Here is a 14,764-nt window from a genome sequence, read left to right as displayed (position 1 = left end):
AAATGGGTATCCGACAGTTCAAGCCGGTCACCGCGGCGACGCGTTTCCGTTCGGTCTCGGACAACGACGTCATCACGCGTTCGACCCCCGAGAAGTCGCTCACCGAGCCGATCAAGAAGAGCGGCGGGCGCGACAACCACGGCCATATCTCGATGCGGCGCCTCGGCGGCGGCCACAAGCAGAAGTACCGCATCATCGACTTCAAGCGCAACAAGCACGGGCAGGTGGCGACCGTCCAGCACATCGAGTACGACCCGAACCGGTCGGCTCGCATCGCGCTGGTCCAGTACGCCGACGGCGAGAAGCGCTACATCCTCCACCCGAAGGGGCTCGCGGTCGGTGACACGATCGTGAGCGGCAAGGGCTCGGACGTGCGCACGGGCAACGCCCTGCCGCTCCGGGAAGTGCCGCTCGGCACCTCGGTCCACAACGTGGAGCTCAAGCCGGGCAAGGGCGGCCAGATGGCCCGCTCGGCCGGCACGAGCCTCCAGGTGGTGGCGAAGGAAGGCGACTACGTCACGGTCCGCATGGCCTCGACCGAGATGCGCATGATCCACGGCGACTGCCTCGGCACGATCGGCGAGGTCGGCAACGCCGAGCACGAGCTCATCTCGTGGGGCAAGGCCGGCAAGACCCGCTGGATGGGTCGCCGTCCGAAGGTCCGCGGTGAAGTGATGAACCCGGTGGACCACCCGCACGGTGGCCGCACGCGCGGCGGCCGCAACGTGGTGAGCCCCTGGGGCAAGAAGGAGGGCGTGAAGACGCGCAACAAGAAGAAGCCGTCGCAGCGCCTGATCGTCCGTGGCCGGAAGCGCGGCAAGGCCACCCAGAGCTGACCGGAGAACACGACCAATGGCACGCAGCGTAAAGAAGGGTCCGTTCATCCAGGAAGCCCTGCTCAAGCGGGTGCAGACGATGAACGCGAAGAGCGAGAAGAAGGTCGTCAAGACCTGGTCGCGCGCGAGCACGGTGATCCCCGAGTTCGTGGGGCACACGTTCGCGGTGCACAACGGGAACAAGTTCATCCCGGTCTACGTGACGGAGAACATGGTGGGGCACCGGCTCGGCGAGTTCGCGCCGACGCGCCTCTTCCGCGGGCACAGCGGCAACAACAAGACCGACAAGAAGGCGGCGCCCGCCCCGGCGGCGGCCCCGGCCAAGGGAGGCAAGTAACTCATGAGCCGGAAGAGCCGTGAGCGGAAGGAGCGGTACGAGGCCGAGCGCCTCGCCGCGCCGCCGTCGGCGACGCAGCGCACCACGCGCCAGTCGCCGTACAAGATGCGCCTCGTGATCGACCAGATCCGCGGCATGCAGGTGAACGAGGCCCTCGCGATGCTGCAGTTCAGCAAGAAGCACGCGGCGGTGCAGATCATCAAGGTCGTGAAGTCGGCGGTGGCGAACGCCGAGGCGAAGGCCCGCGCCGCGGGCGAGTCGCTCGACGTCGACGACCTCTACATCACGCACGCGATCGTGAACGAAGGGCCGAAGCTCAAGCGGTGGACGCCGGCGGCCATGGGTCGGGCGACGCCGATGATCAAGCGAACCAGCCACGTCGAGATCGTCGTGGATTCGAAGGAAGGGCGATAATGGGACAGAAGACTCATCCGATCGGCTTCCGCCTCGGCGTCTCCAAGGACTGGAGCTCGAAGTGGTTCGCGAGCGCGAAGGACTTCCCGGGCCTCCTGAAGGAGGACGCGCTCCTCCGGAAGTACCTCAAGGCCCGCTTGGGCGGCGCCGCGATCGCCGAGATCACCATCGAGCGGAAGCCGGGGAAGGTCGTCGTGACCATCCACACCGGCCGTCCGGGCGTCGTGATCGGCAAGAAGGGCCAGGCCGTCGAGGAGCTCAAGAACGAGCTCCAGCAGCTGACGGGCAAGGACGTCGGCGTGAACGTCGAGGAGATCAAGCGCCCGGAGATCGAGGCGCAGCTCGTCGCCGACAACATCGCCGCGCAGCTGGCGCAGCGCATCTCGTTCCGCCGCGCGATGAAGCGGGCGGTGCAGAGCGCGATGCGCATGGGCGCGGAAGGCATCAAGGTGAAGTGCTCGGGTCGCCTGGGCGGGGCCGAGATCGCGCGCGTCGAAGGCTATCACGAGGGTCGTGTGCCCCTTCATACGCTGCGCGCCGACATCAACTATGCGACCTCGACGGCCAAGACCACGTTCGGCACCATCGGCGTGAAGGTCTGGATCTTCAAGGGCGAGATCGTCGAGGGGCGTCGTGGCGGCAACTCCACGTACTCCTCCGACGCATAAGGGGGACTGACCAATGCTCGCACCGAAGCGCGTCAAGTTCCGCAAGATGTTCAAGGGCCGCACGACGGGTCTCGCCCACCGTGGCGCGACCGTGGCGTTCGGCACGTACGGCCTGCAGGCGCTGGAGCCGGGGTGGGTCACCTCGCGCCAGATCGAGGCCTCGCGCGTGGCGCTGACGCGCCACATCAAGCGCGGCGGCAAGGTCTGGATCCGCATCTTCCCCGACAAGCCGGTGACGAAGAAGCCGGCCGAGACCCGCATGGGCAAGGGCAAGGGATCGCCGGAGCTCTGGGTCGCCGTGGTGAAGCCGGGCCGTGTGCTGTTCGAGATCGAGGGCGTCACGAAGGAGATCGCCCAGAAGGCGCTCGGGCTGGCCTCGGCCAAGCTCGGCGTGAAGACGAAGTTCGTGGCGCGCGAGGAGGCGCACACCAATGAAGGCTAAGGATATCCGGGAACTGGGTGCGGCCGAGATCACGGCCCGCATCGCGGAGCTGGAGCGCGAGCGCTTCAACCTCCGGTTCCGTGGCGCCACCGAGCCGCTGAGCAATCCGCTCCGGCTCCGTTCCATCCGCCGCGACATCGCGCGGCTCCAGACGGTGCTCGCCCAGAAGGCGAGCGCGACGGAGGCCGCGCGCTAAGGCGCGCAGGGAGAATGAATGGCTGAGACCGTGAGCAACGCCGCCGCCAGCCGGCCCCAGCGCAAGGTGCGCCAGGGGTTGGTGGTGAGCGACAAGATGGACAAGACCGTCGTGGTCGCGATCGAGCGTCGCGTGCCGCACCCGGTGTATGGCAAGATGGTGACGAAGACCAAGCGGCTGAAGGCGCACGACGAGGCCAACAGCGCGAAGGTCGGGGACACCGTCCGGATCGTCGAGACCCGCCCGCTGTCGAAGGACAAGCGGTGGCGGTTGCTCGAGATCGTCGAACGCGCGCGCTAAGGGAGTCGACCAATGATCCAACAGGAATCGATGGTGAAGGTCGCGGACAACTCGGGGGCCAAGAAGGCCCTCGTGATCCGCGTCCTCGGTGGCACGCGCCGCCGCTACGCCGGCCTTGGCGACAAGGTCGTGGTGGCGGTCAAGGACGCGCTGCCTAACGGCACCGTGAAGAAGTCGGACGTGGCGAAGGCCGTCGTCGTCCGCACCGTGAAGGAGACCCGCCGCAAGGACGGGTCGTACATCAAGTTCGACGAGAACGCCGTGGTCATCATCGATGACAAGGGCGAACCGAAGGCGACCCGCATCTTCGGGCCGGTGGCCCGCGAGCTGCGCGAGAAGCGCTACATGAAGATCGTGTCGCTGGCCCCCGAGGTGATCTGATATGCGCATCCTGACGTACCGCAAGACGCGCGGCAGCAAGAACGTCACCCGTCACGAGCGGAACGCCGAGCGGATCTCGACCGAGATCACGAAGGGCGACACCGTGCGCGTGATGCGCGGCGAGAACAAGGACAAGGAAGGGAAGGTGATCAAGGTCGACCTCAAGGCGGGGCGCGTGACCGTCGAGGGGCCGGGCTTCAAGATGCTCAAGAAGCATCGTCGGGCGCGCCGCGCCGAGGAGCAGTCGGGCATCATCGAGCTCCCCCGGACGATCGCCATCTCGAACGTGATGCTGCTCGACCCCAAGTCGGGCAAGCCCACGCGGGTCCGCACGCGGATCGACGTGGACGCGAAGACCAAGGAGCGGACGAAGGAGCGCGTGAGCGCGAAGAGCGGCGAACCGATCCTCCGCAGCCGCTGACCGAGGACTGACCAATGGCGACGACCAAGACGCAGGGCGAGAAGAAGAAGAGCGGTGGCGCGGGCGAGAAGCGCGCCTCCATGCTCCCGAAGGACCACAAGGGTGCCGGCACGCCGGCCCCCACGCCGCGCCTGCACACGTACTACGTGAAGACGGTGCGTGAGCGGCTCATGAAGCAGTTCGGGCTGAAGAACCCGCACCAGATCCCGAACCTCACCAAGATCACCATCAACGTCGGCATGGGCGAGGCGATCAAGCAGCCCAAGGTCCTCGACGCGGTGGTGGACGAGCTCCAGACGATCACCGGCCAGAAGGCGATCCGCACGAAGGCGAAGAAGTCGATCGCCAACTACGGGCTGCGCGAAGGGCAGGAGATCGGCGCGGCGGTCACGCTGCGCGGCGCCCGGATGTGGGAGTTCCTCGACCGCTTCATCTCCACGGCGATCCCGCGCATCCGCGACTTCCGCGGACTCAACACGCGCGCGTTCGACGGCCGCGGCAACTACAGCCTCGGCATCAAGGAGCAGATGATCTTCCCCGAGGTGAACTACGACCTCGTGGAACAGATCCATGGCATGGACCTGACGTTCGTGACCACCACCACCCGCGACGACATGGCCTTCGCGCTCCTGCGCGAGCTCGGCATGCCGTTCCGCGGTGACGACAAGCCGATCGTCGTCCAGGGCTGAGGAGCATAGACACACATGGCCAAGAAGAGCACGATCGAGAAGAACGAGCGCCGCAAGGGCATGGTGGCCAAGCAGGCCGCCAAGCGGAAGGCGCTCGCCGACACCGTCCGCAGCGTGAAGGCGACGGACGAGGAGAAGCGCGCGGCCCAGGTCGCGTTGCAGAAGCTCCCGCGGAACGGCGCCGCCGCCCGCGTGCGCAACCGCTGCCAGATGACCGGCCGCAGCCGCGCCTACATCTCGGCCTTCGGGCTGAGCCGTATCGCGTTCCGCGAGATGGCACTCCAGGGCTTGATCCCCGGCGTGCGGAAGGCGAGCTGGTAGTTCGAACGAGGAAGGCTGAAGGATGAATGAGGCGAGGCCGTACGGCCTCGCCCCCTTCCACCTTGAGCCTTCATCGGCAACCCAACGGAAGCAGGCCGGCGCACTCCGCGTCCGGAACCACTTCCATCCTTCCTACAGGTCCGGAGCGATCCGGAAACCAGAGGAGACCAGAAGCACCATGAGCATGACCGACCCGATCGCCGATATGCTCACGCGGATCCGCAATGCTGTCGGTTCGAAGCATCGCCGCGTGGACATCCCGGCGTCCAAGATGAAGGTGGAGATCGCGCGCCTCCTCCTCGAGACGAATTTCATCGCCAGCTACAAGACGCTCGAGACCGAGGAAGGCCGGAAGGTCCTCCGCGTCGCGCTCAAGTACGCCGGCGGCACCCCCGTGATCCGTGAGCTGCACCGCGTCTCCTCGCCCGGCCTCCGCCAGTACGTCGGCGCCGGCGAGATCCCGCGCGTGCGCAACGGCCTCGGCGTGGCGATCCTCAGCACCTCGAAGGGGCTGATGACCGACCGCCAGGCGCGCCAGCAGCGCACCGGCGGTGAACTCCTCGCCTTCGTCTGGTAAGGAGCCCACCATGTCGCGTATCGGAAAGCTGCCGGTGAACGTCCCGGCCGGCGTCACGGTGAAGGTCGAGGGGAACACGGTCTCCGTGAAGGGACCCAAGGGTGAGCTCTCGCGCACCATCCCGTCGAACATCTCCGTGAAGCTCGAGGGCAGCGTGATCACGCTCACGCGCCCCTCGGATGAGACGAAGGACAAGTCGATGCACGGCCTCTCGCGGACCCTCGTGGCCAACATGGTCGAGGGGTGCGCGAAGGGCTACATGAAGTCGCTCGAGATCACGGGCGTCGGCTACAAGGCCGAGCCGAAGCCGTTCGGACTGCAGCTGGCGCTGGGCTACTCGCACCAGATCCAGTACAAGGCGCCGGCGGGCATCAAGCTCACCGCGCCGCAGCCGACGCAGGTCGTGATCGAAGGGGCGGACAAGGAGAAGGTCGGGCAGGTGGCGGCGGAGATCCGCTCGCTGCGGCCCCCCGAGCCGTACAAGGGCAAGGGCATCAAGTACACGGGCGAAGTCATCCGGCGGAAGGCCGGTAAGGCGGGAGGTAAGTAATGCCGGGGAAGCGTGTACCGAAGACGCGTGCGGGCCTGCGGGCCCGTCGCCATGTCCGCGTGCGGGCGAAGGTGGCGGGGACGGCCGAGCGGCCGCGCCTCGTGGTGTTCCGCTCGCTCAAGCACATGTCGGCGCAGCTCGTCGACGATGTGGCGAAGCGCACCCTGATGACCGTGACGGATGCCGGTCTGACGGGGAAGAAGACCGAGAAGTCGGTCGAGGTCGGCAAGCGCGTCGCCGAGAAGGCGAAGGCGGCGGGGATCACGAGCGTCGTGTTCGACCGCGCGGGTTACCAGTATCACGGCCGCGTGAAGGCGGTGGCCGACGGAGCCCGCGAAGGCGGGCTGGAGTTCTAAATGGCTGAACAGAGTGGTGGTGGCGCGCCCGCTGGGCGCGGTCGTGGTCCGGGCGGTCCTGGTGGCGCGCGCGGTCCGGGTGGTCCGGGTCGTGGTGGCCCGGGCGGCGGACGTGGCGGCCCGGGTGGCGGTCGCGGTCCCGGTGGTCCGGGCGGACGTGGTCCGGGCGGCCCGGGCGGACGCGATGGCGGCCGCGGCCGTGACGGCGGCCGCGGTGGCGCCCCGCAGCAGGATCGCGAGGGCTCCGATCTCCTCGAGAACGTGATCGCGATCAATCGCGTGGCCAAGGTCGTGAAGGGTGGCCGCCGGTTCTCCTTCAACGCGCTGGTCGCTGTCGGCGACGGGCAGGGGAAGGTGGGCGTCGCGACGGGCAAGGCGAACGAGGTCTCCGAAGCGGTCCGCAAGGCCGTGGACGGGGCGCGTCGCAAGATGGTGTCGATCCCGATGACGGGCGCGACCATCCCGCACGAGATCGTCGGCAAGCACGGGGCCGGTGAGGTCCTGATGAAGCCGGCCGCTCCGGGCGCGGGCGTGATCGCGGGTGGCGCGGTGCGCGCGATCATGGAGTGCGCGGGCATCCACGACATCCTCACCAAGTCGCTGGGTTCGACCAATCCGCACAACATGGTGCTGGCGGCGCTCGACGGCCTCCAGAGCCTCGTGACGGTGGAACAGATCGCGCGCGAGCGTGGCGTCGACGTGGCGTCGCTCGGCTACAAGTCGCGCGCCAAGTCCAAGGAGATCGTCTGATGCCGCGGACATTCGTGTGGCATCCGGGCCGTGGCCCGGCGCATACCAAGCCGAACACCCTGACCGAAGGGAAGGTGCGCATCACGCAGGTGCGCTCCGGCATCGGCCACAACAAGGTCATGAACGCGACCCTCGAGGCCCTCGGCCTCAAGCACCACCAGGACTCGGTGGTGCACCAGGACTCGCCTTCCCTCCGTGGGATGATCAAGCGCGTGCGTCACTTGATCGAAGTGACGCCGGTGAAGGAGTAACCAATGAGTGACGAGAAGATCACCCTGAGCACCCTGGCCGCAGCGCCGGGGTCGCACCGGAACCGGAAGCGCCTCGGGCGCGGCCCGGGCTCCGGCACGGGCAAGACGTCGGGCAAGGGCCACAAGGGCATCAAGGCGCGTTCGGGCCATCACGGCCCGGGCGGCAACAAGCCGCACTTCGAGGGCGGCCAGATGCCGCTCACGCGGCGCGTGCCGAAGCGCGGCTTCACCAACCCGTTCCGTGAGGAGCACCAGGTCGTCGGGCTCGCCGACCTCGCGCTCGTGACCGGCAACGAGGTCACGCTCGAGACGCTCGTGGCGGCCGGACTCGCCAAGACGTCCAAGGGCGCCGTGAAGCTCCTCGCGAACGGCGAGATCGATCGCGCCGTGACGGTGCGGGGCATCAAGGTCAGCGGCTCGGCGCGCGAGAAGATCGTCGCGGCCGGCGGCACGGTCGAGGCGTAAGATGGCACAGCCCAAGGCCGTGGAAGCGCTGGGCAACATCCGCAACACGCCCGAGCTCTGGCAGAAGATCACCTTCACGATGCTGTGCCTTCTGGTCTACCGGATCGGCTCGCACGTGACGGCGCCGGGCATCGACGTGACGGCGATGCTCAACTTCTTCCAGAACCAGGGCAACAACGGCCTCCTCGGCCTGTACGACCTCTTCGTGGGCGGCAACCTCTCGCGCTCCACGATCTTCGCCCTCGGCATCATGCCGTACATCTCGGCGTCGATCTTCATGCAGATCGGCGCCGCGGTGATCCCGCAGCTCGACAAGCTGCAGAAGGACGAGGAAGGGCGGAAGAAGATCACCCAGTGGACGCGCTACTTCACCGTCGCCCTCGCGGCGGTGCAGGGGTACGGCTACGCGCTCTTCACGTCGGGCATCACCGGGGCGGTCATCAACCCCGGGTCGGGCTTCATCCTCCAGATGGTGCTCTTCCTCACGACGGGCTCGCTCTTCGTGATGTGGCTCGGCGAGCAGATCACCGAACGCGGCCTCGGCAACGGCGCCTCGCTCCTGATCTTCTTCTCGATCGTCGAGCGGTTCGTGCCGGGGATCCTCTCGGCCTTCGGGTTCCTGAGCACCGGCGCGGTGAAGCCGCTCTCGCTGCTCGCGCTCGTGGCGATCATGGCCGGCGTCGTCGCCGGCGTCGTGACCATCACGCTCGCGGCCCGTCGCATCGCGATCCAGATCCCGCAGCGCACCATGGCCCGCGGCCGGCAGCGCGAGGCCGCGCGCAATCACATCCCGATCCGCATCAACTCCGCGGGCGTGATGCCGATCATCTTCGCGCAGTCGCTCATCGTCGTCCCCGGCGCCGCCGCGCAGTTCTCCGGCAACAGCTGGCTCGCCGACATGGCCGACTACCTGGCGCCGGGCACGGGCCTCTACTACGTGCTGATGACGGTCCTCATCGTCTTCTTCACGTACTTCTACACCTCGATCATCTTCAATCCGGCCGACCTCTCGGAGAACCTGAAGAAGCAGGGCGGGTTCATCCCGGGCATCAAGCCGGGCGCCAAGACGGCCGAGCACATCGGGCAGATCGTCGAGCGGGTCACGCTCCCGGGCGCGATCTTCCTCACCTTCCTCGCGCTGCTCCCGGTGTTCCTCGCCGACGCGCTCGCGGTGCCGTTCCAGTTCGGCGGCACGTCGCTCCTCATCGTCGTCGGTGTCGCCCTCGATACCATGGCGCAGGTCCAGCAGCACCTCCTCCTCCGCAAGTACGACGGCTTCATGAAGAAGGGCCGCGTCCGGTTCCGTGGACGCAATGCGGGTGCCGGCTTCTAGGCCAGATGAAGGGTGAAGGCGGAAGGATGAACGTGTCACTCCAGCCAGGCGGGTACGCATGATCGTCGTGTTGCTCGGCCCGCCTGGCGCGGGAAAGGGGACCCAGGGTGAGCGGATCGCTGCCGCCCTGGGCATCCCGAAGATCGCCACCGGCGACGTGCTGCGTGCCGCGGTCAAGGACGGGACGAAGCTCGGCCTCGAGGCCAAGGGCTTCATGGATCGCGGGGACCTCGTCCCCGATGCGGTCATCCTCGGCATCATGAAGGAAGCGCTCGCCCAGCCCGCTCAGGCCAAGGGCGTCATCCTCGATGGCGTCGTCCGCACCGTGCCGCAGGCCGAGGGTCTCGCGAAGGTCACGCAGGAGCTCGGCCGCAAGGTCGACGTCGTCCTCGTCTTCGACATCGCCGACGAACTGCTCGTGTCGCGCCTCTCCGGGCGCACGACCTGCGACAAGACGCAGAAGCCGTTCTCCGGCATGGAGCCCGGCGTCGCCTGCCCCGATGGCTGCGGTGGCACGCTCGTCCGCCGCAAGGACGACGAGCCCGAGGCCATCCGCAACCGCCTGCGCGTCTACCAGGCGCAGACGGCGCCGGTGCTCGACTGGTACGTCGCGCAGGGCGCGAACGTCCAGCGCATCGAGGCGACGGGGTCGTTCGACGACGTCTTCGCCCGCGCGCTCAAGGCCGTCGGCCGCTGAGGCGGCAGGACGAGCGATGATCCAGCTCAAGAGTCCGCGCGAGATCGAGACGATGGCGGCCGGCGGCCGCATCCTCGCCGCGACCCATCGCCATGTGCAGCCCGCCGTCCAGCCGGGCATCAGCACCTGGGACCTCGACGCGATGGTCGAGTCCTTCATCCGCTCGCACGCCGGCGCCACCCCCTCGTTCAAGGGCCTCTACGGCTTCCCGGCCTCGGCCTGCATCTCGATCAACGACGAGATCGTCCACGGCATCCCGTCGCGGAAGCGGATCCTCCTCGCCGGCGACATCGTCACCATCGACATCGGCGTGCACTACGGCGGCTTCCACACCGACTCGGCCTGGACCTACGCCGTCGGCCCCATCGCGCCGGAGACGCAGCGGCTGATGGACGTCACCGAGGCCTCGCTCCACGCGGGGATCGCCGCGGCGACCCTCGGCAACCACATCGGCGACATCGGCGCGGCGGTGGAGGCGGTGGTGGTGAAGGCGGGCTTCACGGTCGTGCGTGACCTGGTGGGCCACGGCGTGGGCGCGAACATGCACGAGGATCCGCAGGTGCCGAACCACGGCAAGCCGAAGCGGGGGCCGAAGTTGCAGGAAGGGATGACGATCGCGATCGAGCCGATGGTGAACGCGGGCGGCGCGGCGACGAAGACGCTCAGCGACAAGTGGACGATCGTCACGCTCGACGGGTCGATGTCGGCGCACTTCGAGCACACGATCGCCATCACGGGCGACGGGCCTCGGATCCTCACGACGCTCGGCTGATCTCCTCCCGCGGATGCGGGGGGACGGACTACTGCGCGCGGTCGGGTCGGCCCCGGAGGTCGCGACGGCGACGCTCTCGGACGCGCTGCGCGGTCCTGCGGCCGCGTCGCCTTGACGCGACCTCCGGTGCCTCCCCTCCCCCCGTTGCTTTACGCGACCGGTGCGCGGTCGTAGGTTCTGCCCGCCCGCTGCGCGGACCGGTCATGCGCAGGGTGACCACGTCGATCCATGGAGCCGACATGCGCTCGATCTCCCCTCGGTACCTCACGCGCGCCGCGTTGGGCGCGGGCCTCGCGCTGTTGCTCGCCGCCTGCTCCGATCCCGCCGGACCGGACGATCCTGGACTGCCGCTCTCGCCCCCACGACTCGCGCTGACAGCGAACACGACGTGTGCCCTCGCCGGGCAGAGCGCGCTGTGGTGCTGGGGCGGAGGCGAGAACGGCGAGATCGGTAACGGAGCGACCGCCTCGCCTACGGTGCCCACGCAGTCCATGGTCGCGCCCCCGCTCGTCACGATCACGGCCGGTGGTTTCCATCTGTGCGGACTCACGGCCGACGGTGTCGCGTATTGCTGGGGTCACAATGGGCAGGGCTCCGTCGGGATGGGCGCCACCACGCCGGAAGCCGTGTCGACGCCGACCGCGGTCAGTGGCGGACTCAGGTTCCGATCCATCTCCCTCGCCAACGGGTGGTTGGGATCCTGTGGCCTGGTCTCCGATGGAGGGATGTACTGCTGGGGTTCGAACCAGTTCTGGTGGTTCGGCGATGATTCGCCGATCGTGCGCGATTCGGTCCCCCGGCTCGCCGGGCACGACCTGCGATTCACGGCACTGGACCTGGGCGCCGGACACGGGTGCGGTCTCGAGGCGTCCGGCGCCATCTGGTGCTGGGGCTCCGAGCTTCCGAGCGTGCCGGGGTTCCCGGGCCAGCGCTTCCCGGTCCGGGTTGACTCCGTGCCGACGTTCACGTCGTTCGCGTCAGGGACATCGCACGCCTGCGGGCTGACGGCCGGCGGGGCAGCGTACTGCTGGGGGTCGCTCCCGCTGGATGACGCAAGCGGCGCATCACACTGGGTGCGCGAGGTATCGACGACGCTTCGGTTCGAGCGCATAGTCGCCGGCTATCTCTACTCGTGCGGCCTGACCCGATCCGGCGATGCCTGGTGCTGGGGACACAACTTCGAGGGAGCACTCGGCGACGGCACGACCACCACGCGACCGTCACCCGTCAAGGTCCTCAGCCCAAAGAAGCTCATCGAGATCGCCACGGGGAATGGTCACACCTGCGCGATCGCGACCGACGGCACCGCCTACTGCTGGGGATTCAACGGCGTTGGCCAACTCGGCGACGGGACCACGACCAGACGGCTCGTGCCGACTCAAGTGCTGGGTGGCGTCGATTTCCGCGCGCCGTGAGAGGACGTGAGTCGAGGCTCAGCCGAGCTGAGCCTCGACCGCGAGTGTCGCCCGCCGCGCATACTCCCCGGCCGTCGTCACCAGCCGCAGCGCCTCCGCCACCAGCGGCGCCCCCGCCTCCTTGTTCGGCATCGCCACCGCATTGATCCGCACGTTGTACGCCGCGCCGCGGCACGACGCCTCGGCCAGCAACGCCGCCACCCCCGCATCGCTCGCCGCGTTCGTGTTCCCCTTCTCGGCGCAGAACGCCGCGAGCTGCGCCACCTCGGCGCACCACCGTGCTGTCTCGAGCGGGACCTCCGCCGCCTTCATCAGCGCCGCCTGGATCGCGCCATCGCGCGCCGCGACCTGCTCCGGCGTGTCCTTCGCCAGCTTGTACGCGTTGCTCACCAGCGCGTACGCCGCCGCATCCTCGTCCTTGAGCTCCGCGAGGCGGCGCACCAGGTGCGCGGCGCGGAGTCCCATCTCCTTCATCTCCGCTTCCACCGCGACGTACTTCTTGCGGCCCACCGTGAGCCCCGCGACCATCTGCGCGAGCGCTGCCGCCATCGAGCCCGTGAGCGCGACCACCGAGCCGCCGCCGGGGACCGGCGCCGAGCTCGCGACCTCGGCGACGAAGCCCGCGAGCGACTCGCCGCCCGAGGCGGCCTTCCGCACTTGGCGCTCGAGCACGAGCTCCGGCGAGTAGGTGCGCCAGCGCAGGTGGCGCGCCGCGGCCTCGAAGAGCGCGCGCTCGGGCACGAGCCCGACGATCTCGCTCCACGTCGGCGTCACGCCCTGCGCTTCGGCTTCCATCTTCACCATCTCGTACGCGCGATGGAGCGGCGTCGCGTCGAGGTCGACGAGGTTCATCGACACCTGCGCCTGGCCATCGACCTCCATGCCGAGCCCCTTCACGCCCTTGAGCCCGCCCGACGAGCCGCGCACCGCCTTGGCGACGTTCTTGGCGACGTGGAGGTTCTCCTTGCCGCCGAGGTAGACGTTGAACGCGACGAGGAAGGGCCGCGCGCCGATGACCGTGGCACCGGCGGTCGCATGGATCGCGTTGGGGCCGAAGTCGGGGACACGAGTGGGATTGGTGCCGATCTCGGTCTTCGCGGCCTCGAACTCCCCGCGGCGGATGTCGGCGAGGTTGGTGCGATCGGGGCGCGAGGCGGCGCGCTCGTAGAGATAGACGGGGATCCCGAGTTCGCGGCCGACGCGTTCGCCGGTGGTGCGCGCGAGGACGATGCAATCCTCCATCGACGCCCCTTCGAGCGGGATGAAGGGGCAGACGTCGGTCGCGCCGATGCGCGGGTGCTCGCCGGTATGGTGGTTCAGGTCGATGAGCTCGCTCGCCTTCTTGATGCCGGCGAAGGCGGCGTCGGACGCCGTCGCGACCGGCGCGACGAAGGTGACGACGGTGCGGTTGTGGCTCGGGTCGCTCGAGACGTCGAGGATCACGACGTCCTTCACCGCCGCGATCGCGTCACGGATGGCGGCGATGACCTCGGGACGACGGCCTTCGGAGAAGTTCGGGACGCACTCGACGAGGCTCATGGATCGGAGAAGGCGGAAGGCAGAAGGAGGAAGGCAACGGAACGCTCACCGAATCTACCGGGTCGGGTCCGGGGGGCTGCAACTGCCTTACCACGGAGGGCACAGAGTGCACAGAGAACGGCGGAGAACCGCTCTTGTTGGGGGGGGCGCGCCGGGGCGCCAGTGCACTCCCCCCAGCAGTGTCGTTGCAGTCCTCCGCCTTTCTCTGTGCCCTCTGTGCTCTCTGTGGTGACCGCCGTTCTCTCAGCCCTGCACGGCCCGCCGCAACCACTCGTGCAACACAGGACTCCCCGCGATCACCCCTGACCCCGCGACCGGCCGCAGGTGCCCCCCGCCGAGGTCCGTCACCACGCCCCCAGCCTCCCGCACCAGCAGCATCCCCGCCGCATAGTCCCACGCCGAGAGCATGTTCTCCCAGAAGGCATCGAACCGCCCGCTCGCCACGCTCGCCAGGTCGATGCTCGCCGCCCCCGGCCGCCGCACGCCGCTCACCTGCGCCATCACGCGCGACATCTGCGCTTGATAGAGCGGGATGTCCGCCGGGTCCTTGAACGGGAACCCCGTCCCGATCAGCGCGCGCTGCGGGTCGGTGATCGTGCTCACCCGGATCAGCGCCCCGTTGCAGAAGGCCCCGCCCCCCGCCGTCGCCGTGAACAGCTCCTCCCCCGGCACGTCGTAGACCACCGCCGCCACCGGCTCCCCGTCCTGCAGCACCCCGATGCTCACCGCGTACTCCGGGTAGCCGTGCAGGAAGTTCGTCGTCCCGTCGAGCGGGTCGATCACCAGCGCGAGCCCCTTGGCCACCCGGTCGGCCGGCGTCGCCGCCGCCGTCTCCTCGGCGAGGATCGTCGCCGCGGGGAGCTCCCGCGAGACGATCGCGAGGATCCGCGCCTCGGCCGCGAGGTCCACCTCGGAGACGAAGTCCGTCGGCCCCTTGCTCTGCCAGTCGATGCTCCGCACCCGGGGCGCCGCCTCGCGGATCACCTGCGCCGCCTCACGCGCCGCCCGGACCACGATCCCGAGGAGTTCCGCCCGCTCCGGTTGATAGCCCATC

At 68.6% G+C, this 14,764-nt stretch carries 23 protein-coding genes; 21 read left to right on the top strand and 2 right to left on the bottom strand.

What is annotated here, in order from left to right; all coding sequences use genetic code 11:
• The first annotated feature begins 2 nt into the window (after positions 1 to 2).
• The 21 genes from rplB to IPJ78_01360 all read left to right on the top strand — a co-directional run bounded on the left by rplB (position 3) and on the right by IPJ78_01360 (position 12,171).
• The gene (gene rplB / locus IPJ78_01460; protein MBK7905212.1) at positions 3 to 836 is read left to right on the top strand and encodes a 50S ribosomal protein L2; all 834 of its coding nucleotides are present in this window, start codon (positions 3 to 5) and stop codon (positions 834 to 836) included.
• A 16-nt stretch (positions 837 to 852) separates the two neighbouring features.
• Entirely contained in the window at positions 853 to 1,173 is a 321-nt protein-coding gene (gene rpsS, locus IPJ78_01455; GenBank protein MBK7905211.1) for a 30S ribosomal protein S19, read from the top strand.
• A gap of 3 nt (positions 1,174 to 1,176) precedes the next feature.
• On the top strand, positions 1,177 to 1,587 hold the full coding sequence (gene rplV, locus IPJ78_01450; GenBank protein MBK7905210.1) for a 50S ribosomal protein L22: 411 nt from the start codon (positions 1,177 to 1,179) through the stop codon (positions 1,585 to 1,587).
• On the top strand, positions 1,587 to 2,255 hold the full coding sequence (rpsC, locus tag IPJ78_01445) for a 30S ribosomal protein S3 (GenBank protein MBK7905209.1): 669 nt from the start codon (positions 1,587 to 1,589) through the stop codon (positions 2,253 to 2,255). Before rplV ends, rpsC begins: the two co-directional genes overlap by 1 nt.
• A gap of 13 nt (positions 2,256 to 2,268) precedes the next feature.
• On the top strand, positions 2,269 to 2,697 hold the full coding sequence (rplP, locus tag IPJ78_01440; GenBank protein ID MBK7905208.1) for a 50S ribosomal protein L16: 429 nt from the start codon (positions 2,269 to 2,271) through the stop codon (positions 2,695 to 2,697).
• A complete protein-coding gene (gene rpmC / locus IPJ78_01435) occupies positions 2,687 to 2,893 on the top strand; it encodes a 50S ribosomal protein L29 (protein ID MBK7905207.1) in 207 nt (68 codons plus the stop codon). Before rplP ends, rpmC begins: the two co-directional genes overlap by 11 nt.
• A gap of 18 nt (positions 2,894 to 2,911) precedes the next feature.
• Positions 2,912 to 3,193 (top strand): 30S ribosomal protein S17, encoded by a 282-nt coding sequence (gene rpsQ / locus IPJ78_01430; protein MBK7905206.1) that lies wholly within the window; start codon positions 2,912 to 2,914, stop codon positions 3,191 to 3,193.
• A 12-nt stretch (positions 3,194 to 3,205) separates the two neighbouring features.
• Positions 3,206 to 3,574, top strand: a complete 369-nt coding sequence (gene rplN, locus IPJ78_01425) for a 50S ribosomal protein L14 (protein ID MBK7905205.1) — start codon at positions 3,206 to 3,208, stop codon at positions 3,572 to 3,574.
• A 1-nt stretch (position 3,575) separates the two neighbouring features.
• Complete coding sequence (gene rplX / locus IPJ78_01420; GenBank protein MBK7905204.1) at positions 3,576 to 3,995, top strand: 50S ribosomal protein L24; 420 nt, start codon at positions 3,576 to 3,578, stop codon at positions 3,993 to 3,995.
• Positions 3,996 to 4,009: 14 nt separating this feature from the next.
• Positions 4,010 to 4,684: a 50S ribosomal protein L5 gene (gene rplE, locus IPJ78_01415; GenBank protein ID MBK7905203.1), complete on the top strand. Its 675-nt coding sequence runs from the start codon at positions 4,010 to 4,012 to the stop codon at positions 4,682 to 4,684.
• Positions 4,685 to 4,699: 15 nt separating this feature from the next.
• Positions 4,700 to 5,005 (top strand): 30S ribosomal protein S14, encoded by a 306-nt coding sequence (gene rpsN, locus IPJ78_01410; protein ID MBK7905202.1) that lies wholly within the window; start codon positions 4,700 to 4,702, stop codon positions 5,003 to 5,005.
• 178 nt (positions 5,006 to 5,183) lie between these two features.
• Positions 5,184 to 5,582, top strand: coding sequence for a 30S ribosomal protein S8 (gene rpsH / locus IPJ78_01405; GenBank protein ID MBK7905201.1), 399 nt, complete (start codon positions 5,184 to 5,186; stop codon positions 5,580 to 5,582).
• 10 nt (positions 5,583 to 5,592) lie between these two features.
• The gene (gene rplF / locus IPJ78_01400) at positions 5,593 to 6,132 is read left to right on the top strand and encodes a 50S ribosomal protein L6 (protein ID MBK7905200.1); all 540 of its coding nucleotides are present in this window, start codon (positions 5,593 to 5,595) and stop codon (positions 6,130 to 6,132) included.
• Complete coding sequence (rplR, locus tag IPJ78_01395; GenBank protein ID MBK7905199.1) at positions 6,132 to 6,488, top strand: 50S ribosomal protein L18; 357 nt, start codon at positions 6,132 to 6,134, stop codon at positions 6,486 to 6,488. Before rplF ends, rplR begins: the two co-directional genes overlap by 1 nt.
• Entirely contained in the window at positions 6,489 to 7,238 is a 750-nt protein-coding gene (rpsE, locus tag IPJ78_01390) for a 30S ribosomal protein S5 (protein MBK7905198.1), read from the top strand. It abuts the gene before it with no gap.
• Positions 7,238 to 7,489 (top strand): 50S ribosomal protein L30, encoded by a 252-nt coding sequence (gene rpmD, locus IPJ78_01385; GenBank protein ID MBK7905197.1) that lies wholly within the window; start codon positions 7,238 to 7,240, stop codon positions 7,487 to 7,489. The genes rpsE and rpmD overlap by 1 nt, the downstream gene beginning before the upstream one ends.
• An 18-nt stretch (positions 7,490 to 7,507) precedes the next feature.
• Positions 7,508 to 7,954: a 50S ribosomal protein L15 gene (gene rplO / locus IPJ78_01380; GenBank protein ID MBK7905196.1), complete on the top strand. Its 447-nt coding sequence runs from the start codon at positions 7,508 to 7,510 to the stop codon at positions 7,952 to 7,954.
• Between the two features lies 1 nt (position 7,955).
• The gene (gene secY, locus IPJ78_01375; GenBank protein MBK7905195.1) at positions 7,956 to 9,287 is read left to right on the top strand and encodes a preprotein translocase subunit SecY; all 1,332 of its coding nucleotides are present in this window, start codon (positions 7,956 to 7,958) and stop codon (positions 9,285 to 9,287) included.
• A gap of 58 nt (positions 9,288 to 9,345) precedes the next feature.
• On the top strand, positions 9,346 to 9,984 hold the full coding sequence (locus IPJ78_01370; GenBank protein MBK7905194.1) for an adenylate kinase: 639 nt from the start codon (positions 9,346 to 9,348) through the stop codon (positions 9,982 to 9,984).
• Between the two features lie 16 nt (positions 9,985 to 10,000).
• On the top strand, positions 10,001 to 10,756 hold the full coding sequence (gene map / locus IPJ78_01365) for a type I methionyl aminopeptidase (GenBank protein ID MBK7905193.1): 756 nt from the start codon (positions 10,001 to 10,003) through the stop codon (positions 10,754 to 10,756).
• A 239-nt stretch (positions 10,757 to 10,995) separates the two neighbouring features.
• Positions 10,996 to 12,171 (top strand): hypothetical protein, encoded by a 1,176-nt coding sequence (locus IPJ78_01360; GenBank protein MBK7905192.1) that lies wholly within the window; start codon positions 10,996 to 10,998, stop codon positions 12,169 to 12,171.
• Between the two features lie 18 nt (positions 12,172 to 12,189).
• On the opposite strand, the gene ftcD is transcribed toward IPJ78_01360, so the two are convergent.
• Positions 12,190 to 13,710: a glutamate formimidoyltransferase gene (gene ftcD / locus IPJ78_01355; protein ID MBK7905191.1), complete on the bottom strand. Its 1,521-nt coding sequence runs from the start codon at positions 13,708 to 13,710 to the stop codon at positions 12,190 to 12,192.
• A 243-nt stretch (positions 13,711 to 13,953) separates the two neighbouring features.
• Positions 13,954 to 14,763 (bottom strand): inositol monophosphatase, encoded by an 810-nt coding sequence (locus IPJ78_01350; GenBank protein ID MBK7905190.1) that lies wholly within the window; start codon positions 14,761 to 14,763, stop codon positions 13,954 to 13,956.
• Between the last annotated feature and the right edge of the window lies 1 nt (position 14,764).

This window comes from Gemmatimonadota bacterium, assembly GCA_016714015.1.
Classification (GTDB): Bacteria; Gemmatimonadota; Gemmatimonadetes; order Gemmatimonadales; family Gemmatimonadaceae; genus Pseudogemmatithrix.
Note: the sequence above shows the minus strand (reverse complement) of the source record. Positions and strands in the feature narration are given on the sequence as shown.